20 protein-coding genes, 2 tRNA genes and 1 pseudogene are annotated in these 22,261 nt (G+C 32.9%); 9 read left to right on the top strand and 14 right to left on the bottom strand.

Annotation, left to right across the window (positions count from 1 at the left end; genetic code table 11):
• Positions 1-147 precede the first annotated feature (147 nt).
• The 4 genes from HYY52_02300 to HYY52_02285 form a co-directional block, all read right to left on the bottom strand.
• Positions 148-1,104 (bottom strand): site-specific DNA-methyltransferase, encoded by a 957-nt coding sequence (locus tag HYY52_02300; protein ID MBI2995522.1) that lies wholly within the window; start codon positions 1,102-1,104, stop codon positions 148-150.
• A gap of 45 nt (positions 1,105-1,149) precedes the next feature.
• Positions 1,150-2,265, bottom strand: a complete 1,116-nt coding sequence (locus tag HYY52_02295; GenBank protein ID MBI2995521.1) for a tyrosine-type recombinase/integrase — start codon at positions 2,263-2,265, stop codon at positions 1,150-1,152.
• An 81-nt stretch (positions 2,266-2,346) separates the two neighbouring features.
• Positions 2,347-2,423: transfer RNA gene (locus tag HYY52_02290), tRNA-Asp, on the bottom strand.
• 69 nt (positions 2,424-2,492) lie between these two features.
• The gene (locus HYY52_02285) at positions 2,493-2,639 is read right to left on the bottom strand and encodes a hypothetical protein (protein MBI2995520.1); all 147 of its coding nucleotides are present in this window, start codon (positions 2,637-2,639) and stop codon (positions 2,493-2,495) included.
• Positions 2,640-2,796: 157 nt separating this feature from the next.
• On the opposite strand from HYY52_02285, the gene HYY52_02280 reads away from it, so the two are divergent.
• Entirely contained in the window at positions 2,797-3,234 is a 438-nt protein-coding gene (locus HYY52_02280; protein ID MBI2995519.1) for a hypothetical protein, read from the top strand.
• A 4-nt stretch (positions 3,235-3,238) separates the two neighbouring features.
• On the opposite strand, the pseudogene HYY52_02275 reads toward HYY52_02280, so the two are convergent.
• Positions 3,239-3,704 (bottom strand): annotated as a pseudogene (locus tag HYY52_02275) (TIGR00725 family protein).
• 110 nt (positions 3,705-3,814) lie between these two features.
• Here HYY52_02275 and HYY52_02270 point away from each other — a divergent pair.
• Both HYY52_02270 and HYY52_02265 read left to right on the top strand, forming a co-directional pair.
• Positions 3,815-4,747 carry an SDR family oxidoreductase gene (locus HYY52_02270; protein MBI2995518.1) on the top strand — a complete coding sequence of 311 codons (933 nt, stop codon included), beginning with the start codon at positions 3,815-3,817 and terminating at the stop codon, positions 4,745-4,747.
• Positions 4,744-5,574 (top strand): M55 family metallopeptidase, encoded by an 831-nt coding sequence (locus HYY52_02265; GenBank protein MBI2995517.1) that lies wholly within the window; start codon positions 4,744-4,746, stop codon positions 5,572-5,574. The genes HYY52_02270 and HYY52_02265 overlap by 4 nt, the downstream gene beginning before the upstream one ends.
• Positions 5,575-5,583: 9 nt before the next feature.
• On the opposite strand, the gene HYY52_02260 is transcribed toward HYY52_02265, so the two are convergent.
• Positions 5,584-7,152, bottom strand: a complete 1,569-nt coding sequence (locus HYY52_02260; protein MBI2995516.1) for a HEAT repeat domain-containing protein — start codon at positions 7,150-7,152, stop codon at positions 5,584-5,586.
• A gap of 210 nt (positions 7,153-7,362) precedes the next feature.
• On the opposite strand from HYY52_02260, the gene rplK reads away from it, so the two are divergent.
• The 4 genes from rplK to HYY52_02240 all read left to right on the top strand — a co-directional run bounded on the left by rplK (position 7,363) and on the right by HYY52_02240 (position 9,346).
• Positions 7,363-7,806: a 50S ribosomal protein L11 gene (gene rplK / locus HYY52_02255; GenBank protein MBI2995515.1), complete on the top strand. Its 444-nt coding sequence runs from the start codon at positions 7,363-7,365 to the stop codon at positions 7,804-7,806.
• Positions 7,807-7,846: 40 nt separating this feature from the next.
• On the top strand, positions 7,847-8,569 hold the full coding sequence (gene rplA / locus HYY52_02250) for a 50S ribosomal protein L1 (GenBank protein MBI2995514.1): 723 nt from the start codon (positions 7,847-7,849) through the stop codon (positions 8,567-8,569).
• Between the two features lie 81 nt (positions 8,570-8,650).
• Positions 8,651-9,124: a PIN domain nuclease gene (locus HYY52_02245; GenBank protein MBI2995513.1), complete on the top strand. Its 474-nt coding sequence runs from the start codon at positions 8,651-8,653 to the stop codon at positions 9,122-9,124.
• A gap of 15 nt (positions 9,125-9,139) precedes the next feature.
• Positions 9,140-9,346, top strand: coding sequence for a hypothetical protein (locus HYY52_02240; GenBank protein MBI2995512.1), 207 nt, complete (start codon positions 9,140-9,142; stop codon positions 9,344-9,346).
• A 4-nt stretch (positions 9,347-9,350) separates the two neighbouring features.
• On the opposite strand, the gene HYY52_02235 is transcribed toward HYY52_02240, so the two are convergent.
• Positions 9,351-9,436 (bottom strand) — tRNA-Leu (locus tag HYY52_02235).
• Between the two features lie 83 nt (positions 9,437-9,519).
• Positions 9,520-10,032, bottom strand: a complete 513-nt coding sequence (locus HYY52_02230; GenBank protein MBI2995511.1) for a DNA-processing protein DprA — start codon at positions 10,030-10,032, stop codon at positions 9,520-9,522.
• Positions 10,033-10,101: 69 nt separating this feature from the next.
• Here HYY52_02230 and HYY52_02225 point away from each other — a divergent pair, with 69 nt between their 5' ends.
• Positions 10,102-12,405, top strand: coding sequence for a UvrD-helicase domain-containing protein (locus HYY52_02225; GenBank protein ID MBI2995510.1), 2,304 nt, complete (start codon positions 10,102-10,104; stop codon positions 12,403-12,405).
• On the opposite strand, the gene HYY52_02220 is transcribed toward HYY52_02225, so the two are convergent.
• Complete coding sequence (locus HYY52_02220; protein MBI2995509.1) at positions 12,406-13,188, bottom strand: 3'-5' exoribonuclease; 783 nt, start codon at positions 13,186-13,188, stop codon at positions 12,406-12,408.
• A 45-nt stretch (positions 13,189-13,233) separates the two neighbouring features.
• Between HYY52_02220 and HYY52_02215 the strand changes: the two genes are divergently transcribed.
• A complete protein-coding gene (locus HYY52_02215; GenBank protein ID MBI2995508.1) occupies positions 13,234-14,055 on the top strand; it encodes a CPBP family intramembrane metalloprotease in 822 nt (273 codons plus the stop codon).
• A gap of 58 nt (positions 14,056-14,113) precedes the next feature.
• Here the strand turns inward: HYY52_02215 and HYY52_02210 are convergent, their stop codons facing one another.
• The 5 genes from HYY52_02210 to HYY52_02190 all read right to left on the bottom strand — a co-directional run bounded on the left by HYY52_02210 (position 14,114) and on the right by HYY52_02190 (position 22,104).
• Positions 14,114-15,280, bottom strand: a complete 1,167-nt coding sequence (locus HYY52_02210; protein MBI2995507.1) for an acyl-CoA dehydrogenase family protein — start codon at positions 15,278-15,280, stop codon at positions 14,114-14,116.
• The gene (locus HYY52_02205) at positions 15,280-15,894 is read right to left on the bottom strand and encodes a Zn-ribbon domain-containing OB-fold protein (protein MBI2995506.1); all 615 of its coding nucleotides are present in this window, start codon (positions 15,892-15,894) and stop codon (positions 15,280-15,282) included. The genes HYY52_02210 and HYY52_02205 overlap by 1 nt, the downstream gene beginning before the upstream one ends.
• Positions 15,894-17,207 (bottom strand): thiolase domain-containing protein, encoded by a 1,314-nt coding sequence (locus tag HYY52_02200; GenBank protein MBI2995505.1) that lies wholly within the window; start codon positions 17,205-17,207, stop codon positions 15,894-15,896. Before HYY52_02200 ends, HYY52_02205 begins: the two co-directional genes overlap by 1 nt.
• Before the next feature lie 140 nt (positions 17,208-17,347).
• Entirely contained in the window at positions 17,348-19,738 is a 2,391-nt protein-coding gene (locus tag HYY52_02195) for a hypothetical protein (protein MBI2995504.1), read from the bottom strand.
• Between the two features lie 20 nt (positions 19,739-19,758).
• Positions 19,759-22,104 (bottom strand): AAA family ATPase, encoded by a 2,346-nt coding sequence (locus HYY52_02190; GenBank protein MBI2995503.1) that lies wholly within the window; start codon positions 22,102-22,104, stop codon positions 19,759-19,761.
• Positions 22,105-22,261 lie beyond the last annotated feature (157 nt).

Genomic DNA, 22,261 nt, shown 5'->3' with positions numbered 1-22,261 from the left:
TTGGTGGAACAGAGTATGCCTTTAAGCAATTACAACTACCAATGCCAGGAATTAATATGTAGGCCATCTATTTTTGTTTAAACTTTAATATTTTCAAGAATTACGCCTTTTCTCGAGATTAATTTTCAAAGTTGCGTAAATAGAAGTCTATAAAATCTTTGTTAGTCTTTTATTTTCCTTAACTTTAAATCCATTCCCAGAAAACCGTCCAAGTGAACTCGTTATATAATCTCTATTTAGCTCAATTGATACCCAACGCCTTTTTAACTCTTCAGATGCAAATCCTGTGACATTGCTTCCTCCAAACGGATCAAGAACAATATCATTCTTTTTAGTTAAGAATTTAACAAAGAATTCTGCGATCTGCACCGGCATTCTTGCGGGATGAGGAATAATATTTTTACTTCTACAAAAATCAAGATATGGATTTTTTGATGAGACATTAGAAACAGTCAAAACATTCGGTGGTATAGCTCCCCCATTGTTTTTACAAAAAGATTTCTTTCCAATCTTATGTTCAGATGGCCTTATTCCTGAATTATATTTGCCATCTTTAAGAAGTTTCTTCATATGTTTGCTGTACTCAACAAGTATTCTCTTATTATTTGCATCTGGATATGGAGTTTTACTTAACCACCATATTCTTGTAAAAGCATCTTTAACACGTATTCTATCAACTGTTACCCATTGTGCAGGAGAAGGTAATCTTGCTGGGTTATAGCATATAAACTCTTGGCACAAATGCAAATTAGCAGATTGCTTAAACTTAAGCAGTGCTTCCATAGGTAAGGTTGAAACAGTAGGAGAACCTGGTGTCCAAGCATTTCCTAATTCAATAACAATAGAGCCATGCGGAGCTAAAAAATCTGAGAATAGTAATGCCAAATTAGACAACCATTTCAGATATTGCTCTCCAACAAGATTACCGTACCTTTTTTTTCTGTTCAAAGGAAAAGGTGGGGAGGTGAAAATAAGTTTTACTTTGCCCTTTAATTTTCTTAATTTTGCTGACTGTAATACTGCTTCGCAAGAACCAAGATAATATTTCCCTTGTTTTGTTGAATAACAGACACCACTATTTAATTTTTTATTTATACTACGCATACTTAATATCTTCTAGTTAATTTTACAATGAAATTGTCTATTAAATTACCAACTTTGCATTTCCTTTATAACTTCCTCCTGACTAGTCATCAAATACCCCTGTGTAGTCTTCAAATCAGCATGTCCTAATGCAAGTGAAATTATATTAATTGGTTTCCCAGAATTTGCAGCAACCGTAGCAAACGTTCTTCTAAGTCCATGTAAATTAATATCAAACCCTACTCTTTTAGCTAATCTCTTTACCTTGTGAAGCAGAACATCTCTGTCAATTTTCACAGGTTCTTTATTTAAGTTAGAATAAGTCACAAAGAAATTATCTGGTTTTGTTTTTGGTCTAAGCTTTAAATAAGAAACCAAGATTTCATGTAACCGATTAGAGATTCCCACAAACCTATTCTTTTTACCCTTGCCCAGATAAACGAACAGTTTTCTGTTTACCAGATCTACATCTTGTAATCTAAGATTAATTAACTCACTTGCCCTTAGACCAGTGAAACCTATCGTTGCAATCGTTGCAACGTTGAGTAATACATCATACCCACTTTGGCAGTGGTATTTTTTACCAGCTTCTTCTAATAGCTTTTCAAATTGTTCAAGTGTGCAATGCAGTCTCTTTGCTGGATAAACCCTCTTAGGCTTAGCTTTTTTCAGCTCCGTAAGTAAACTCTCCGTTGCTACTTTCCTAGCTATTAAAAACCTTACAAAAGACCTTAAAGCTTTGTAAGTATTGTCTCTTACAGAAAAGCTTTTAGGATCTGTTTGACTAAAGACATCCCTTAGATTATCCAGGCTAATAACTGGCTCAGGCTTAAATCTTCTTGGAATATTGTTTAAGAAGAAATTTAAGTACCGTCTATTAGTATCAATTGTATTTTCACTTAAAGGCTTACCGATTAATAAGCCATTTCTAGACCATAAAATCCATTCATCTTGAAATTGCTTAACAGCTTTCAAGTCAGAAAGTGATTTGCTTTCTTCTTTCTTACTTTTAAAATCCCTTTTCCAGTCAAAGTAGTTTTGCAGCGGTACTACATAAGTAAAACCTCTACGTCTTGGTACTGTTATTGCTGGTAATTCTCCTGAACTGGCTAACCTTTGAACTGTTTTTACAGAAACTCGTAATTCCCTTGCAATTTCAGCAAGAGTTAACACATCCTTCATTACATCCTCCAGTTACGAGGACATACGAGGACACGAGAGACGATATATCGTTTTTCTAATTATTGCTTAAAAGATTAAAACTGGCGGGGCCGACGAGACTCGAACTCGCGACCTCATGCGTGACAGGCATGCGTTCTAACCAACTGAACTACGACCCCAGGAAAAACGATACGGCGAATAAAGAGAAAAATTAAAAGTCAGGATTCAAAAAATAAAAACATATTTAATTATAGCTTACCCTTATTTATTATTTCTTCATCCTCTTTCTTCCATGCTGGATCTACTGGATGTAAAAGTTCTCTTAAAACTGAATTGTCGCCTGCTATAAATTCTGTGCAATCTTTTAAATCTTTTATAAGTATGTTGATCCTCAAATTCTAAATTGTAATATATTAAAGATCTAAAGAAGATGCTTTACTACTTTATTTGCTAGACTTTTGTAAAGATATAAATCAATGGGATATTCCCAATATTAATTCTTTGATCTAAGCTATTTTCCTGGCTAGTCAAAGGAGAATAGAGGGAAAAACCATGAGCAAAAAAGTTATCATTGCAGCGTTTCTTTCAAGTATTGTTGGCATAGTTATTTTTTATCTTGTAGCTGACTTGCTTGGAACACAAATACTTTTAAAAAATTGTTACTGTGCACAAGAAGGATTACTCAGACATCCTAATTTACTTTCAAGGGATCCAAACAGGGCACTTAAATATTTTGTTGCATTTTTACTTACAAATACTTTGTGGGCTTATGTGTTTTCTGTAAGGCAAAATGCATTTAGTGGTTCAGGTATTGAAAAAGGAATTAAGTTTTTTCTTTTATTATGGTTTCTAACAATTCCTGTTCATTTCTGGTCGTGGATATTCATTACTTACTCAAAAAAGATACTCCTCTATAATGTTTTTGTTTACTACCTTGCTCTCTTCTTAGGTACAGGAGTAGTAATCGGAAAAGTTTGCTCAGAAAAGTAATATATTAAAGATTCAAAATTGCTTTTTCTACTGCATCTTTTGGAGAAGATGCTTTAACAATATCAGTAGAAATATTTTCCCATTGACTTTTTAGTGAAATTACTTTCTTATGTAAACTTAATGCATAAGAAAGCTCAGACAATGTTCCATAACCGCCACCAATCATAATAATTGCACTGCCAGAGTTTTGGACTATAAAATTTCTTGCTAAATTTATCCCGCTTGGAATGACAATATCTAGATATTCATTTGCGTTACTTACATCTCGTTCTGGTAAAAATGCCAACCGTTAGTCCTTTATTTTTTTTTGCACCTTTACAGGCAGCTTCCATTACTCCGCCTCTTCCTCCACAGATAAGTACATAACCTTTTTTTGCAATTTCAGAACCTACTTCATATGCGAGAGCATAAACTTCACTACCTGTAACATTATTGCCAACAACAACAATTTGTTTTTTAAGAGAACTCATGGTTATCATTTTATATTTTATTTCTGTGGCAAGAAGAGTTTAGTGATTTTAATAGCAAAAACCTTTATGTAGTACTCTCTTTACAAACATTTGTGGTTAGAATGTAGACTATGCGAATTGTAATTACAGGCGGAGCAGGTTTTATTGGTTCACATTTGGTAGATAAATTTCTTTGGCTTGATCACCAGATTGTTGTTTTTGATAACTTAATTACTGGTAAAACTGAAAATCTAACCTTACATAAAAATCTAACTTTTATTGAACAAAATGTTTGTAAATATCTTGAGATAGATGGTAAGGTTGATTGGGTTTTGCATTTTGCAAGCCCGGCATCACCAGCTGATTTTAAAACATTACCAATTCAAATTTTAAAAGCAGGTTCAAGCGGCACAATAAACTCGCTTGGTCTAGCAAAAGCAAAAAAAGCAAAATTTTTTCTTGCAAGTACATCAGAAGTTTATGGAGATCCTCTTGAACATCCTCAAAAAGAAACATATGTTGGAAATGTAGATCCTATTTCTGAACGCTCCGTATATGATGAAGCAAAACGTTTTGCAGAAGCTACTACAATAGCGTATCACCACTTTCATAAGATTAATGTAAGAATCGCAAGGATTTTTAATACTTATGGTCCTCGCATGAGACCTGATGATGGAAGAGTAATTTCAAATTTTATTTATCAAGCACTCACAAATAAACCATTAACAGTTTACGGAGATGGTTCTCAAACAAGAAGTTTTCAGTATATTTCTGATTTAGTGGAAGGAATACTAAGATTAATGGATGCAGATTATAACTTACCAATTAATCTTGGGAATCCAAATGAGTTTACAATCTTAGAGTTGGCAAATATCATAAAAAAACTTACAAGTTCAAAGAGTGAAATTGTTTTTAAACCCTTGCCTGATGCAGATCCCAAACGTAGAAGGCCAGATATTACAAGAGCAAAACAAATTTTAAAATGGGGGCCAAAGATTTTGCTGGAAGATGGGCTAAAGAAAATGATTGATTATTATAAATCATTATTACAATTACAAAAATGAAAGTATTAATCTCGGCAGATTTAGAAGGTGTAAGTGGTGTATGTCATCCTGATCAAATTTATCCTAATGGAAAATCTTACAAAGAAACACTTATTAGGTGGTCAAAAGAGTTAAATGCAATTACAGCTGGTTTAAAAGAATCTGGCATAAAAGAAATTGTAATAAATGATTCTCACAACCACATGAGAAATTTAGATAATTCACTTGTTCCTGAAGTTGAGGTTGTTTCTGGCTGGCAAAGACCCTTCTCAATGGTTTCAGGAATAGAAAAAAATTTTGATGCAGTGTTTTTTACAGGTTATCATGCCATGGCAGGCTCAAAATCTACTCTTAGTCATACTTACCGCCCAAGAATAATAAAACAAGTTTTATTAAATAAAATACCTGTAGGTGAAGTAGGTTTAAATGCTGCGCTAGCAGGACATTTTAATGTACCTGTTGTTTTTGTTTCAGGAGACGAAGAAACATGTTTTGAAGCACAAAATTTACTTGAGAGCCAAATTATTACAGTTCAAACTAAAAAAGGTCTAAGCAGATACTCTGCACTGTCATATCCTTTTGAAACAAATTTATTAAATTTAAAAGAAGGAGCAATTAAAGCAATTAAAGAAAAAGTTAAATGGAAAGTTTTTAAAATAAATTCTCCAACAACAATTACAATTACTTTTGCAGAAACGAACCATGCTGATTCATGTGAGCTTATTCCAAATGTAAAAAGAATTAGTGATAATCAAGTTGAATTTACAGATAAAGATTACTCTATAGTGTTTAAGTGCTTTTTAGCAATGGGAGTATTAGCTGCTTCAAGAGATGAGGTAATAACATAATTAGCATTGTTACTTTTTTTCTAATCTTTTTCGAGCAATATCCCTTACAGTTTCAAAGTCATCTTTAAGTAGTTTTTTTAAAACATCAATAGGAGTGCTTGGATTTTGTCCTACTGTTTCTCTTACCACTGGAAAGTAATTTTGGCTTAGCTTGGCTAAAACAACAGTCGGAGTGTTCTTATGGCTTGCTAACCCAACTGCAAACCCCATATATTCGTCACTTTGAAAGGTATTGTATCTGTTTATTCTTTCATCCTGACTTAGCTTTAGTAGAATCTCGCTTGGTGTATTTTCGTTCTTAACTAAGGCTCTCCTTACTAAAACTGATTCATCTCCTGATAAATGTTTTAGGATCTTGATACTTGCATTTGGATGTTGTGCTACAGAGCTACGTACATTTTCATTGCTATCATGTAAAAGTATTTCTAAGGCTTTAAGTTCAGTCTTTTGATGTCTGGCAACGCTCTTTCGTACGTCGTCAAATTTATCTTCAGCAAGCAATTCTAAAATTTCTGGTGCTATAGCTTTATTCTCGGCAACATAAGCTCGTACATAATCATTATCATCTTTAGCAAGTACTTCTAATACTTTTTTGGGTGTATTTCGGTGAATAGCAACACAACGTCGTACATAATTATCTTTATCTTTATGAAGCTTCTCTAGAATTTGTGACGTAGCATAAGAATTACGTGCAACCTCGGTTCTTACCTCATGAGCCAGATCATCACATAATCTTTCTAGAATTTGTGACGTAGCATGAGAATTACGTGCAACCTCGGTTCTTACCTCGTGAGCCAGATCATCACATAATCTTTCTAGCGTTTTTGTATCAATAATCTGTGATGCAGCAACAGTTCTTACATGAATTTCTTTATCAGTGCTTAGCTTTATTCTTACATCCTCTAGGCAATTGGGATTTTTAGCAACAAGAGCTCTAATTTCAGGGTTACTTTCAGTGCTTAATATTTTTAATATACTGAGTGGAGTTACAAAATTATTTGCTAATCCAATTTTTACAGCGTCAGATTTTTCCTCAGAAGAAAGTTTGATCAAATATGCTACGGGTGTATGGTGACAAGCTGCGATTTGTTTTTTTATATGCATTCCATAGGACTCAGGAAAGATTTCTACATCCATTAAAAGAAAAATATCATCTAGAAATTGGTTTTGATGCTTCTCTATTGCTTTATCGATATAAATCTCTAAATTAGAAAAATTGAAGGAAGCCCTATATTTATTTTCAAGTTTTTGCATAGCTGTTTCCATTAGTGAATTCCTGATTTCAAAAGTAACTCTTCTTTTTACCTCTGCAGACCCTTCTTGCTTTGCTTTTAATAATTCTCTTAAAAAGAATTCTAAATCCTTTCTTCCGCTATTGTTTTTAGTACCTATAACATCTAATAGCTTTTGTCCTTTGCTAATTAATTCTTTTGCAGCTTTTTGTCTTATATTAAATACATCTGAATCTAAATCTTCAATAAGTAGTTTTATGTGCTCTTCTTCACTACTAGCAGTCTTTTGGGGAGCAGTTACTGCAGGAATACTTGAAATAAAATTAACTTTTAATTGATAAATCACTCTTATATAAAGGTAATATCAGACTAAAATTAACTTTGATTACATTAATTTCTTTTAAGCATTTAAATGCTTTTTAAGAACAGGTTAAAAATATGTTCACTGAATACATTTAGAGATGAAGTAATTACATAATTTGTAGGGGCGTAGCATGCTACGCCTCTATACAGCCCCTACACAGGTTTAATGTAAATGTGTTAAATTATATGCTCTATGGCTACACTCAAAAAGAAAAAGAAAAAATTACACACTCAAATCAAACTTCAGATTGAAGCAGGAAAAGCAAATCCAGCTCCACCAATTGGTCCAGCACTTGGTCAACATGGTGTAAACATTATGGCTTTTTGTAAGGAATACAATGAAAAGACAAAAGATAAAGCAGGACAAATTATTCCAGTTGTAATTAATGTCTACGAAGACAGATCATTTGATTTTATAACTAAGACACCACCAGTATCAGACATGATTAAAAAGAAATTAAAAATTGAAAAAGGCTCAGGAATTCCAAACCGTGAAAAAGTCGGCAAGTTAACTAAAGCTCAAGTCGAAGAAATTGCAAAAGATAAAATGCCTGACCTAAATGCACTTGATATTAAAGCTGCAATGAATATTGTGATGGGAACTGCTAGAAGCATGGGAGTTACAATAGAAAATTGAGAATTGAGAATTGTCAAATAAGGAAATCAAAAATCGAAAAATGCAAACCTTAACAAAACGTAAAAAACAAATCAATGAACTTTTAGGAGATAAAAAACTTTATACTCCCAAAGAAGCAATATCTAAAATTAAAGAAATCTCAGAAAAAGTAAAAACAAAGTTTGATCAAACTGTAGAACTCTCTGTAAGACTTGGAATAGATGCTAAACAAAGTGATCAACAAGTAAGAAGTTCAGTACCACTTCCAGGCGGAACAGGGAAAAAAATAAAAATCGCGGTAATTACAAAAGGTGAAAAAGTAAAAGATGCTGAAAAAGCAGGTGCTGACATTGTAGGTTCCGAAGAACTCATTGGAAAGATTGGAGGAGGGTGGCTTGATTTTGATAAGTTAGTTGCAACTCCAGATATGATGAGCCAGATGGCAAAGCTTGGTAAGCTTCTTGGTCCAAAAGGTTTAATGCCAAATCCAAAGGACGGAACTGTTTCAAATGATTTAACTAAAGCAATTAAAGAACTAAAAGCAGGTAAGGTTTCTTTTAGAGCTGAAAAAGATAGTGGTATAGTTCATATACCAATTGGAAAAATTTCTTTTGACAAAGGAAAATTGTTGCAAAACTTTAGTGCTGTAATGGATGCAATTAATCGAGTTAAACCACCTAGTGCAAAAGGAATTTATTTAAGATCAGTTTATATAAGCTCAACAATGGGACCAGGATTAAAAGTAGATCTTTCATCACTTGATGAATTGCATGAGCATCATTAAAAATCGAAAATCAATATGAAACTTTAAGGCTCTATTGTGGTAAATAAAGCTGATAGAAAAGTACTATATAATTAGTTGCGTATGGATAAAACACTAAAACTTTATATTGATACTTCTGTCTGGAATTTTGCACTTGAAACTGAAAGACCGGATAGCATAGTTACTTATGAATTTTTAAAGAGTGTAAGTAATAATAACGAATATTCACTATTTATTTCTGATCTGGTCGAAGCTGAAACCAACGATGCACATGGTAAAAGGAAAGAAGGACTTACAAAATTAATAGATATTTTTAAACCTACACTTGTTTATTCGGATGAAAGTGCATTAAAATTAGCTGACATTTATGTGACTGAAAAGCTTATACCAGAAACATTTAAAGATGATGCTATCCATATAGCAACAGCAACTGTAAATAATTGCGATTTTTTAATATCTTGGAATTTTAAACACATAGTTAAAGCAAAAGTGATTTGGGGTGTTCACTTGGTTAATCAGCGCGAAGGATTTGGCTTGATAGAGCTTGTTTCACCCAAGCTGTTTTTGGGTAAATAAGAGTATAATAACATTATGAATACAGAGCCAGAACCTATGAAACAAATACATGACATCCGTGAAAAAAATTATCACGAAACTAAGCACATGAATGCCAAGGAATATTTAGAACATACAAGGAAAAAAGCAGCTAAGTTTGAGGAATACAAAAAAACTGTAAAAGCCCCAAAGGATCTGGATGCTTTCTATCAAGAACTAAAGAGTGAAAGAAAAGCTAGCTAATCCCTGCCCTTGGCCAGAGTCGAACCGGCACGAGCTTGTTCAGCCCAACGGATTTTAAGTCCGTTGCGTCTACCATTCCGCCACAAGGGCAAAATCAGAAATCAGAGATCAGAGGAGCAGAATTTAAGGGTTTGAAAAGTACATTTATTAGTATACCTGAACATAATTATTGATTAATCTAAATAAAATACTGTTACAATTTTATGCTGCATATGTGCATATTCCAGTGCTTCTTTTAAAGTATGACTATCGTGATATAAGAAACAAATTAATTGATGGGCACTTTCTACAATTTCTCTGTTACAAATTCTACTTGCATCAGCTAATGTCATGTTTTGTCTATCTGGATGTTCTAGTACTCCTTTAATTCCAATCAATGCATTTTGTACATCTGTTGGTTGCTGACCTATTGTTTGAGGAAGAATTACTTCTAACTTACTTTGATCAGCTCTACAAGCACCTTTAATAACTGCAGAATTAACACCGCTAGAACCACCACTTGTTATAATTATGTTTCCACTTATAACTAATGCATAAGCTAAGATCTCTACTAATTGCTGGTGCGTTAAGGATAAGTTCCTGGTTCCAATTATTGCGATTTTTCTTGTGCCTATATTTTGTATTAGCTTTAGTTCTTCAACTAAAGTATCAATAGTAGGCATCGTTAATTGCCCAGTTCCACCCATACTTTTTTTCTCAGAGCTGTAAATTGTTTTAACTTCCTTCCACAATAATTGTTAATAAAATACTAATATATGATCTACAAAAATAATTTAAGTAATAAGTTGTATTCAAATATTAGCATTCAAGAAGATCTTTTTTCCTTACTAAACGAAAACCAGATTTTGGCAGTTACTCATGGCGACGGGCCACTGTTAATTGTTGCTGGAGCTGGCTCGGGTAAAACCAAGGTCTTGACTAACAGAATAGCTTTCTTAGTTTCTAATGGTTTTACACGAGAAAGTATTTTAGCAGTAACGTTTACAAATAAAGCTGCTTTAGAAATGAAAGAACGTTTGATTCAGCTTTTACCTAAAGAAGAAGTAAGTTCTCTTTGGGTAGGAACATTTCATAGTATTTGTGGAAGAATATTGCGTCATGACATACATAAGCTTAACTTTGAAAATGAAATAAATAAAAAATTAACAAATAATTTTGTAATCTATGATGAGTCAGACAGCACAAACTTAGTCAAGGAAGCAATTCAAGCACTTGACATGGATAAAAAAGTTTATGTGCCTAAAAATATTAGAGCATTTATTAGTTCTCTTAAATCTCAAGGCTATGATCCTAAAACTTTTGGTGACATTGCAAAAAATCATAGAGAAATAAAAATATCTGAGATATTTGATCTCTATCAAAAAGAATTAATAAAAAATAATGCTTTGGATTTTGATGACTTGCTTTTATATACAGTAAAACTTTTAGAGCAAAATAAAGAGATAAGACATTATTACCACAATAGATTTAAACATGTACTTGTAGATGAGTTTCAGGATACTAATTTAATTCAGTACGAATTAGTTCGATTGATTTCTGAAGGACTTACAAAAGAAGAAAGAAAAAATATCTCAGATAAAAGTAACATATGGAAAGGTAGAGGTATTGCAGTTGTTGGTGATGTTGATCAAAGCATTTATTCCTGGAGAGGGGCAGACTTTAGAATTATTTTAGGATTTAGAAATGATTTTCCTGAACATACTCTTATAAAACTTGAAAAAAATTATCGTTCTACTGAAACAATATTAAATGTTGCTGATTCAATAATTAAAAATAACAAAGAAAGAATTGAAAAGATTTTACTGCCATCAAAAGAAAAAGGCGAGAAAGTTATCTGCTTTGAAGCTTGTGATGAAGTTGAAGAAGCAAATTATGTAGCTAAGGAAACTCTAAGACTTTTAAAATCAAATTACAAATATAGTGATGTTGGAGTTTTATACAGAACCAATGCTCAAAGCAGGGTAATTGAAGAAGCATTGATTAAAAGAAACATTCCATATCAAATTGTAGGTGGCTTTAGATTTTATGAAAGAAAAGAAATTAAAGATGTAATTGCTTATCTAAAAGTTATTTATAACCCAAGTGATTCTGTTTCATTAAAAAGAATAATTAATGTACCTAAGCGTGGATTAGGTGCAACTACACTTGTAAAAATTGAAGAATTTGCAAATAAGAACAATTTTTCTTTGTACAAAACATTATTAGAAATATCTGATGTATCAGATCTGCCAGAAAAAACAATTGTTTCTGTTCAAAGCTTTACCCATCTTATTGAATATTTAAGAAAAGCTTCAAAGTCTCTTTCTGTAAGTGATTTACTAAGTGTACTTTTAAAAAAATCAGGGTATTGGGATGAACTTGAAGAAGAAGGCACTCTTGATTCAGAAGAAAGACTTGCTAATGTTCAGGAATTATTTTCATTCGCAAGTGAGTTTGAAGTAGGGGCAAGTCACGACTTGCCCCTACTGGGGGATTTTCTTACACAAATTTCTCTCTATACTGATCTGGATAATTTAAAACAAACCACAAATAAAATAACTTTAATGACGTTACATCTAGCTAAGGGACTTGAATTCCCTGTGGTTTTTATTTGTGGGTTAGAAGAAGGTGTTTTCCCTCATATTAAATCTATTGATTCTTTAGATTCAAGTGAACTAGAGGAAGAAAGAAGATTAATGTATGTAGGTGTAACACGTGCAATGGAAAAACTTTACTTTACCTATGCAATAAAGAGAAGATTATTTGGCTTAAGTAGCTTTTCAAGTCCTAGCAGATTCTTAGAAGAAGCACCTACGAAACTTTTGAGTGGCTTTTATGGTGGGCTTGATGAAAAGATTAAAAATAATAAATTATGTATTTTAAAACCTAAACCTCAAAGCTCAGAACTCAAAGCTCAAAGCTTGCTTTCTGTCGGTGATAAAGTGGAGCATGCAAAATTTGGTATTGGTGTTGTTGAGCAAGTTTTTGGTCAGGGACAAAGATTATTAGTCAATGTTGATTTTAAAAAGTGTGGAAAAAAATTATTGGATCCAAAATATGCAAAACTAGTGAAACTTTGATCAGTTATTAATTTTCTGTGCTAGTTCTTCAACATCTCTTCTTAAAAATAAATATCCTTCATGTCCATTTTTTGTAGTATAAGTTTCATTTATTTTAAGAGTGCCGTCTTTTACCATTTGGTAAACCTTTTCTTTTGGAATGCTTAAGAACTCTGCAGCTTCAAAAGATTTTAATTTATCCATTTGTCTGGCTTCTAAGAGTTTTAATAATTCATCCCTTTTCTTTTTTATTTCTTCAAAACAAATTAACAAGATTTTTGCAGTAGCTATTGCATCATCTAAAGCTCTGTGCCTTTTTTCAACAGGAATATTAAAGTGTTTAATTAAATCATTTAATTTCCTGCTTGGCAGTTCAGGATACAGCACTCTAGCTGTTTTCACAGTACAAAAAAAATTCAAGTTATTTAAATTGTCAAGAGGTAATTTGTAAGTAATTAAATACTTGTAAATAAAGTCATGATCAAACATTACATTGTGAGCACAAAAGTAATCAGCATCTTTTATAAAGTCTAACCACTCTTTTAAAACGACTTCTACTCCAAATGCATCTTTTACATCTTCATTTCTTATACCTGTCATTTTAGTTATAAAATCAGGTATTGGTATAAGAGGTTTTATATATGAACAATAATCATTTTTTATTTGACCATTTTGAACTATAACAGAAGCAATTTCAATGATTTCTGAGTCTTCTGGTTTTTGGCCTGTAGTTTCAATATCAGTGACACAATAAATCTTATTTATGTTTTTTTCTAAGTTTAATAAAAAGTTTTTAGTAAGCATTTTCTTTTAGCTTAGCATGTTACCTCTAGGCTTTATAATGTTTTCATGTTTCTTCAAAAAGATGAATTAAGCAAGTTTGACTTCATTACTGTAAAAGGATTCCTTTTAGCTTTATTTTTAATGCTTTGCTCAGCAATTTTTTCATTTACTACTGTTCCATTAGCTCTAGAAAGGGTTATTCAAATTAAGTCTCATTATTTTCAAATTTTTATTTTTTTTCTTTCACAAACTATAAACTTTCTTATTATTTATTATTTTGCTTGTGTGAGGCAACAAAAAACTTTAAAAGAAGGTTTGTTTTTTTATTCCAAGTCAAACAAAGTATATTTAATTTCTTTACTAATTGGTGTTCTAATGCCTCTAGCAACATTGCCAATAATATTTAAATTTGCACCAGAAGAGTTTTATGCTGTTGACTTAGTTAAATCAAAAGCAGGAATAATTTATTTATTTACTTGTGCTTTGTCTGCACCACTGTTTGAAGAAATCTTTTATCGAGGTTTTATTTTTCCATTTTTTCAAAGCAAACTAAACAGTTTTTGGGCTGTAGTTATAACTTCAGTTTTTTTTGGACTCTCACATTTTATGAACACAGGTAATGCTTATATCTTGCTTAGCTTATTTATTTTTTATGGTTTTGTTTTAACTTTAATTCGTTATTTTACTAACTCGCTTATCCAGCCAATGATTACTCATTTTGTGCATAATGCTACATTGATTATTTGTTTTTTAGCAAGTGTTGTTTTCCCGCATTGTCTTGGCCCAGCAACAAAGACCATTTTCTTTTCAAGATCTTTATTGATTATGTTTTCTACTCTTCTCTTAATTGTAGTGTTTTGTACCATAATACAAATTACAACGTTGTAATTTGTACTATACCGCAAAAAGCTACAACTCTTGCCAACTATTACTGCAAGTCTAAATCTTACTTTGCTTCTATTAACATCTCCCTTGCTATGACCATTCTTTGTATCTCACTTGTGCCTTCACCAATTTCACAAAGTCTTGCATCACGAAGGTATCTTTCTACTGGAAACTCCCTTATATAGCCATATCCACCATGTATTTGAACAGCTTTATTACAAACTCTCATTGCCATTTCAGAAGCAAAAAGTTTTGCAACAGATGCTTCAAGAGTAAATGTTTTTCCTTCACTTGCAAAAGTTGCTGCTCTGTACACAAGAAGTCTTGCAGCATCAATATCTACTTTCATATCAGCAAGCATAAAACGAATTACTTCATGATCTTTTAAAAGCTTCCCGAATGTTTCTCTCTCATGCACATATTTTAACGATTCATCTAAAGCTGCTTGAGCTAAACCTGTTGCAAGTGCACCAATGCTAACTCTCCCCCTATCTAGCATCATTAGTGTGTTTATAAACCCTTGATTTAATTCACCAAGTCTTCTTGAATCAGGAATTTTTACATTGTCTAAAATTAGCTCACAAGTATCAGAAGATCTCATTCCCATTTTTTTAAGTTTTCTGCCAATCTTTAATCCTTTATCTTGTTTTTCTAAAATAAAAGCTGTTATTTTTTTTTGTTGAGGCAATTCATGAATTGCCTTTACTGGCTCTGTAACTGCCATTACTACATATGTTTCACCTATAGATGCATTTGAAATAAACATCTTTGTGCCGTTAATTATCCAATTAGCTCCATCTCTTTTTGCACTTGTCTTCATACCAGATGCATCAGAACCAGAACCTGGTTCAGTAAGTGCCCACACACCAATTTTTTTCCCGCTTGCTAAATCAGGTAAGTATTTTTGCTTTTGTTCTTCCCTTCCAAATCTTGCAATATGGCCACATCCAAGTCCATTATGTGCTGCAACAGTAAGAGCAAGAGATCCATCTCCACAAGCAAGCTCTTCAATAACAATTGCAATTGAAAGTGGATCAAGTTCAGCTCCACCATATTTTGAATCTACTGCCATCCCCATTATTCCAAGAGATGCAAGTTTTTTTATTGTGCCTAGAGGGGCTTCTTCTTTTTCATCCCATTCTTTTGCATGAGGTTTTACTTCTTTTTCTACAAAGTCACGCATAGTTTGTTGAAGTAAAAGTTGATCGTCATTAAGTAAGAAGTTCATTATTTTCCTGGCACAAAATAAACATCTGTAGGTTTAAATTTAGAGTTTCTAACAAACTTTGCTTTTACATTCATACCTACCCAATCTAAATTAGGATGATGTGGATCAAGTCCAATTATTCTTGTTAAAAAACAAGTATCAATTCCAGGGAATTCAATTAAAGCTAAAATAAAAGGGGTTTCTTTTAAAAATGCTTCAGAACCAAAATAACAAACAGTAAATGTATGAATCTTTCCTTTTTGCGGAAGCTCAATCCATCTGCATTTTGAGCCACATTCAGTACAGGATAACCTCGGTGTAGCAAACTTTGTATGACACTCTTCACATTCTGTTCCAAGTAATTTTTTATTTGCAAGTCCTGCAAAAAATGGTGAGTCTTGTCCATAAGAATGAATATAATCTATCTCATAAGGTTGTTTAATTATTATTGGTGTTAAATTTTCTAACTCTTTTAGATTTTTTTCATTTAGTTCTTTTGGAAAAGGTACATTAAATAAAACAGTGCCTTCATCTGTCTCTTGTATGGCAATTTTTTCTTCAATAGTATTATTATTTCCAAATGTAACTTTCCCATTTGTTTCAACTTTTTGTTTTTTAGATTTTTTTGTTTCCATTATGTTTCTTTCTCTAAGATCGATACTGTAACATAAGTTCCTGTTCCTGCATGACTGTGAATAACACCACGCTTTGCATTTTTTACTTGTAGTGTTTCATCTTTAAAATGTTTTTTAATTGTATTTTGTAATTGCCAAAGAGCAAAAACTCCTTGCATAAGTCCTGTTGCACCAACAGGATGTCCACAAGCAATCAATCCACCTGATGGATTTACAGGACATATTGATTTTTGTTTTAGCTTTAAACCATAATCTACATTTGGCATAAAAGTAGCACCTGATTCAGCAAATGTCCCGCCTTCACCATATTTGCATAAACCCATGTCTTCATAGGTCTGAATTTCACTTGACGTGTATGCATCGTGAAGTTCAATAAAATTAATTTCATTTAATGGGTCTGTTATTTTTGCCATTTCATATGCTTGTTTTGAAGCCATTCGTCCTGCTCTAAATGAGTGGACTCCTGGATATTTTAAATTTTTATAATCAGATTCTTTTTCATGTGGAAGTAAAATTACTTTTTTATGTGGCCTGTCTGCCATTCTCATTGCATCTGTACCACGACCAATTCCAGTAACTTTTACTTTTGAAATTGTTTTCCCACATGTTTTTTCAATTTTCTTTAAACCGTCTTCACTAGCAAGTAGTACACATGCTGCTCCATCACTCATTACACAAACATCTCTTCTTGTTAGTGGCCAAGCTACTAATGGAGAATTACGGACATCTTTAATTGTAAGTTTTTCTTTTTTTTGTGAATAAGGATTATGAAATGCATTTGCATGGTTTTTTACAGATACACAAGCAAGTTGTTCTGGTGTAGTCCCAAACTCTTGCATGTGTCTAACAACCATCATTGCATAATATCCTGTATAAAAACCACCAACAGGATAATCAAAACTTACATCAGAAGCTAAAGCAATAAACTCATTTCCTTTCCAAGTGTTAACATGTGACATTGTTTCAAAGCCAAATACAAGACATACGTCCATATTTCCAGATGCAATACTCTTCCAACCTTCCTGAAATGCAAGTCCACCAGTTGCACCACCACCTTCTATCCTGTGAGATGGTTTTGGACATAGTCCAAGGTAATCCTGAACCATAGTGGCCCCTTTTAACTGTCTAAGAAAATGATCACTAAAGTAAGATCCAACAGTACCATCTATTAATTCAAATGCTTGTTTTGGCACAAGACCTAAATCATTAAGCAAGAGCTCATAAGATTCTTTTACAATTGCTGGAAATGTTTTATCAGGCCTAGCTTTTGCAAATTTACTAATGCCACCTGCTACAACATAAACTGATCGCATAACTTTTTATTTTATCATGGCAGGAGGTTACACACACATGTTAACTTAGCATAGCTGTCAGGTTTAGGATCTAATCAACTTTTTCCTGTGTCAGCCAATAATTACATTTACTAAAATTTAAGTCTTTGTCAATTATTTTGTTACTGCTCACTTTCAAACATATCAAAATTTCCTTCTATAGTTTCTTCAACTTCTCTTCTTGAAAGTGCCTCAGGTAATCCAAAACCTTTTTGTATTGGCCTCTTAACTGTGTAGCCAACAATTAACTTAGCTCTCAAATCATTTATCATCCTTGGGATATGAAAACCATGCTCTTTGAGACAACGCTCAAGGAGCCACAATACTACCTTTGAGCCCATTTTACTTGAAGTCTTATTAGGAGGGTTGTAAATGTTGTAAAGCTGATTATATTTCATTGCCAATGAAGTTAATGTTTTTTCTAGTTTTTGTCTTATTTCCCTTTCTCTTTGTAGTTTTAATTCTAAAGTGAGATTCATTGCCTCAAGAGATTTGATAGCTTCACCAGCTGCTAAAAGTTCTCGGTATAAATCATTTGCTCTTAAAGATATTTGCTTTATAGCACCCTTGTGTAATTCATCCCTAATTGCAAAACGTTTAAAAGCTAAAGGAGGTGTAACGGTTTCTTGTGCCACAGATTTTTTCCACTGTTCAAATCTTTGTTCCAATGTACCTAAAGCGGCTTTAATACTTTTATCATAATTATCATTCTCTTCAGGCAAGCAACCACCAAAAACTGTACATAGTATCTCAATTCTATCCTCGTGTTCTACTCTTTCAATTTCACTTATATCTTTATTTACTACTACTGACAAAGCATAAGTTGCTGCTCTTGCGGGTTCATATCTATCTCTAGAACCAACATATATTAATAATTCTAAATCTCCGTGTTGTAAGCCAACTCCAGGATTACTGCTAAATAGATCGCCAAAAGCATATAAAGCATTTGTCCGAGCAGGAGCTACATCATCACGTAAATGTCTTCTTACAGTGTCTTCCAAATCTAAATAGGATGCTGTTCCTTCTTCTAGTAGTTCCAAGTAGTTTTTGATTCCTAAAATAGCATTGCTTCTTACATCTGGATCTGAATCATCAGCATTAGCTATGAATAAATCCATGTCCTCAGCTTCAACAAACCCCTTACAAGCAGTAGCACTAGCCAATACAAGCAAGGCATTAGCTTTAACAGCATCATACTTATCTCTAGCAGCCCTTACAGCTACTTCTTTTAGTCTTGGATGAATACTTGGGTTCTGTTTAATATATTTTGCTATTGCCAACAATGCCAGAGCTCTAAGCTCTGGCAAGGTACTATGATCATCTACAATAGTAATCAGTGAATCAAGTAATGTAGAATCACTCAGTGGTCTTACTTCCAAGATACCAGAAAGTCCACCTACTGCATAAACTTTGACTTGTGGGTTGGGTTCCGCTTGAACACCCTTGGTAAAAAGAGGTTGCAGATCATCAACCAAAACACTATGCCTACATACCGCCAACTGTAATCCTTCATATGCATTTTCTCTAACAACATCATCAAGATCCTTAGTAGCTGTTCTTAATAATGAAAGCATCCTACCATCTAAATAATCAGACTTGTTAGCCAATTCATGTATACAAGCAATAGAGTTAGTTCGTGATGGACTATAAGCATCTTTGGAAGTGCTCTCTAATAAAGTAATTAACTCATCAATATCTAACTGTTCGCCACCAATTCTTTGAGCTAGTCTAAAAACAGCCTCTGCTCTAATAGCTGCTGTACTAAGTAAAACAAAATCACCTCTTTCAGAAACTAGTTCCCTAAGTTCAGGAGCTCGTTTCGACATTACTTCATCCAAGTAACTTCTTACAGTATAAGTTTTATTCCCTTCTAAAATAGTTGAACTTGTTTTATGATGTTTTCCGTCAGCTACCTTAGCTAGGATTTGCAAATCATCAATAGTTCCTAATTTATTGTGAGATAGATACGCACTCATTACTGCAAGAGAAGCGGCTTCATAATTAAGACCTTTAGAACTTTTATAAAGACCTGAAACTGCTGTAATTAAACCGAGCTGAGTTATAGATCTTCTACTCAAAATGACTCTTAAGTTCCACAAAGCATCTATTTGTCTGTCATTAACTAATACACCATGAAGAAATGGCAATAATTCTATATCATGCAACGGGACTTTCCTTATTATTCTAAGTAAACTTGTAAGAGTGATTCCTTTGAGTTTACCTTCGTGCTTACCATATGTTTCCATCAAAACAGGAATTAATCTTGGATCATAAAAGTTGTAATCTTCTACAAGTCCTGTAAGTTCTCCTATGGCATCTACTTTATCTTCACTTGAAGAGTCTTCAGTCAAAACTTGTAATAGTGGTTCACCACCAGGTTGGATTTGAGCCTGAGGTTTTTGCCTTAAACTATTTAATTTTGCTAATAATGGGCCAGCACTTTGCGAAGAAAAAGGAAGAGATAATGAAGGCATTAAATTTACTGGCTTTTGTAATGATGAAATTGTTTTCATTTCTTTAATAGCTGATTAACTTAGCTCTGATAATCCTTTCTGTATGAGTTAAGTAGGAACAATAATGATTCTTGTGTTATTGCCTGTGGGACATTATTTAATAATTGTCCTAAACTTTTTATTGGAATGCTGTCTGCAACAGTTGCTAATAATTTATAATCTATATCCCCTTCAATCTTATATCCAGGTTTAAGAGTAAGGTACCTAATGCTACTTTCCAGCAGACTAACAAGCTCTTCCAATTCTCTTCGCCTTAAATCTGCGCTTAGTTTACTTAAACGAGAACTTACAGTATCTAGCGAGAAAATATTTTCCTTTGGGATTAATGATTCTGTGATTATTTGTATTATATCTACCAACTTTATTCCTCTTGCAAATTGCACAGCTTGTTCTATGTCTTCATTACCTTTTAATTTTTTAGTTTTTTGCAGGTATGTTAAATAGTCTCTGGTAAAATCTATGCCTAGTGATTCTTGATTGAATGGATAATACCCATCCATAACTTCAAAGCAAAATGGATGAATTCTGGTTTTCAAAACTTTATCTACCTCAGTTGACGAACCGCCTTCATTTATATGCAACCCTTCAATCAGGACTGGTTCAGGTTCATTAGTAGTTCCAACCAATATTATTGGTGCATCAGATTTCATAACTCCTTCTAAGCATTTAATAAATCTATCTGTCAGTTCTATCCCATCTGCAGGTGCAATAAATTGTATCTCATCAAGCATCAGAACAAGTGGAGCATGCTTCTTTAATAATTCAAAATACTCTTCTAGTGTCACGGGTCTGTTCACACCAAATACTTGTAACCTATCAGCGTCAATTGTTTTACCCTTAATAACTTGTAACAGTAAGGCAAGTTCACCAGCCAGAGTTTTTCCAAAAAATGATTTACCCATACCATTGATTCCTGAAAGAATAAAACCTTTTTTAAACCTTTTCCCAGCAATTATTTCTGATGCAGTCTCTAACGCTTTTTCTTTTAACTCAGTTAATCCAAAATAATCTTTGAATGAAGTTGTCAGTTGTCGTGTTAATAACAAAGCTTTCTCTTGTACTGTTGCAGGAGTTGGAGAAGTTAATTGTTTTCTTAAAACACTCTGAAAATAAACATTATTTCTTAATACATTTCCTAAAGCAGCTATATTTTGTTCATTTACAATTGAATCAAAAGGAAGACTACGTCTAGCTACAGTGATCCCATTTTGAGTAAGGTTATCCATAGTATTAAGTACTGCTAGTCTACAATTTACATTTCTTGAACTGTCTAAAAGTTGTAATAATCTTGGGAACCCTGAATTAAATTCCTCAACTTCTTGCCACATAATACCTTTGAAGTTTTTCCCAGCTAGATATGATTCTATCGAAGAGTCAATCATGTCTAGGACATCGTTAAGATTAGATACAACATAGGGATTTGTTGGTTTAGTTGAAACAACTTGTATAGGTCTTAAAGCTGTTTTCATTCGTTCAACGTCAGCCCTAAGCGATAGATAATTTGCTAGAGGATTTCTACATCTTGTATCAGTAACAGGCAATGCCACTTTCAGAGTTCCCTTTGCAGCTACCCAAGTATTTTCTTCCTTCCATGATTCTTCAGCAAATTGAGAATGTGTAGTAAACTCTATAAACTTACTAAGGTTTATATTCGACAACTTATTAACATAATTGTTATAGACTTGCTGCTCTAAGGATTTTACAACAGGATTTAAATCTTTATCTAAAAGATACGAAATTAAAACACAAGTATTATGAAGTATCTTTCTCTCATCTATACTAAGGGTAGATTCGTTTACTAGATCTTGTAAAACAAGAATAGAATATTTAAAACATCTTTCAACGTCAGGTGAATCTAACACCGGGGTTTCTTTGAAATCTTTGTAGAACTTGCCTTCTTTTCTTTGAGCAGAAAAAAGATTACACAGTCCATAAACCATGTTTAATTTTATTGATGGGTTATTAATTACTGTTATTAGTTCAATCGGAAAGTATTTTGAGCCATCATCTTTTGTGCACTCTTCTAACAACACTTTTGGATTTGCGCGGACAATCACTAAAGTAGATCTATTTCGTAAGTCTTGCTCTGGTTCAAGACGAAGTCTCCTAATCAAGCCACTTTCTAAAATATTTTTTCTCCATGGGTTTTTCCAAGTATTTTCAGCTGCAATAATACCTTGCTCTCTTACATCTCTTACATCAGAAGCTAATAAAATTCTTAAGATGTCCATTTCGTCACTCAAATAATTACCAATTTTTTCAATAATAATTCTTAAAGCTGTTGCAGCATTAACTTTTGCCTCATGACTACAAGAATATCTATCAAACGCCCCTATCTTTGAATATGTCCCATTAGCCACTTTCATTAAGCTAGATTCGGAGTGAGGTGTACTGAAAATTTAAACCAATCTATAGTGTGATACTTTTCGTTTTTTATTCATAGAATTTATTACAAGTTATATTGTAACAAGCAATTCCTCCTTTCTTAGATTTTGGTTTTTAAGATTTATGTTTAGATAAATT

Source organism: Candidatus Melainabacteria bacterium (assembly GCA_016193285.1).
GTDB lineage: Bacteria > Cyanobacteriota > Vampirovibrionia > 2-02-FULL-35-15 > 2-02-FULL-35-15 > JACPSL01.
The sequence above is the reverse complement of the archived record's forward strand: the minus strand, read 5'-3'. Positions and strand labels throughout refer to the sequence as shown.

What these genes read in the sequence shown, in the direction of transcription:
- HYY52_02200 (MBI2995505.1), bottom strand. Translation starts at nt 17,207, where the DNA reads ATGCGATCAGTTTATGTTGTAGCAGGTGGCATTAGTAAATTTGCAAAA.
- HYY52_02230 (MBI2995511.1), bottom strand. Translation starts at nt 10,032, where the DNA reads ATGGGTGGAACTGGGCAATTAACGATGCCTACTATTGATACTTTAGTT.
- HYY52_02210 (MBI2995507.1), bottom strand. Translation starts at nt 15,280, where the DNA reads ATGAACTTCTTACTTAATGACGATCAACTTTTACTTCAACAAACTATG.
- HYY52_02265 (MBI2995517.1), top strand. Translation starts at nt 4,744, where the DNA reads ATGAAAGTATTAATCTCGGCAGATTTAGAAGGTGTAAGTGGTGTATGT.
- HYY52_02195 (MBI2995504.1), bottom strand. Translation starts at nt 19,738, where the DNA reads ATGAAAACAATTTCATCATTACAAAAGCCAGTAAATTTAATGCCTTCA.
- HYY52_02220 (MBI2995509.1), bottom strand. Translation starts at nt 13,188, where the DNA reads ATGCTTACTAAAAACTTTTTATTAAACTTAGAAAAAAACATAAATAAG.
- HYY52_02205 (MBI2995506.1), bottom strand. Translation starts at nt 15,894, where the DNA reads ATGGAAACAAAAAAATCTAAAAAACAAAAAGTTGAAACAAATGGGAAA.
- rplA (MBI2995514.1), top strand. Translation starts at nt 7,847, where the DNA reads ATGCAAACCTTAACAAAACGTAAAAAACAAATCAATGAACTTTTAGGA.
- HYY52_02295 (MBI2995521.1), bottom strand. Translation starts at nt 2,265, where the DNA reads ATGAAGGATGTGTTAACTCTTGCTGAAATTGCAAGGGAATTACGAGTT.
- HYY52_02300 (MBI2995522.1), bottom strand. Translation starts at nt 1,104, where the DNA reads ATGCGTAGTATAAATAAAAAATTAAATAGTGGTGTCTGTTATTCAACA.
- HYY52_02190 (MBI2995503.1), bottom strand. Translation starts at nt 22,104, where the DNA reads ATGAAAGTGGCTAATGGGACATATTCAAAGATAGGGGCGTTTGATAGA.
- HYY52_02225 (MBI2995510.1), top strand. Translation starts at nt 10,102, where the DNA reads ATGATCTACAAAAATAATTTAAGTAATAAGTTGTATTCAAATATTAGC.
- HYY52_02215 (MBI2995508.1), top strand. Translation starts at nt 13,234, where the DNA reads ATGTTTCTTCAAAAAGATGAATTAAGCAAGTTTGACTTCATTACTGTA.
- HYY52_02280 (MBI2995519.1), top strand. Translation starts at nt 2,797, where the DNA reads ATGAGCAAAAAAGTTATCATTGCAGCGTTTCTTTCAAGTATTGTTGGC.
- HYY52_02245 (MBI2995513.1), top strand. Translation starts at nt 8,651, where the DNA reads ATGGATAAAACACTAAAACTTTATATTGATACTTCTGTCTGGAATTTT.
- HYY52_02270 (MBI2995518.1), top strand. Translation starts at nt 3,815, where the DNA reads ATGCGAATTGTAATTACAGGCGGAGCAGGTTTTATTGGTTCACATTTG.
- rplK (MBI2995515.1), top strand. Translation starts at nt 7,363, where the DNA reads ATGGCTACACTCAAAAAGAAAAAGAAAAAATTACACACTCAAATCAAA.
- HYY52_02240 (MBI2995512.1), top strand. Translation starts at nt 9,140, where the DNA reads ATGAATACAGAGCCAGAACCTATGAAACAAATACATGACATCCGTGAA.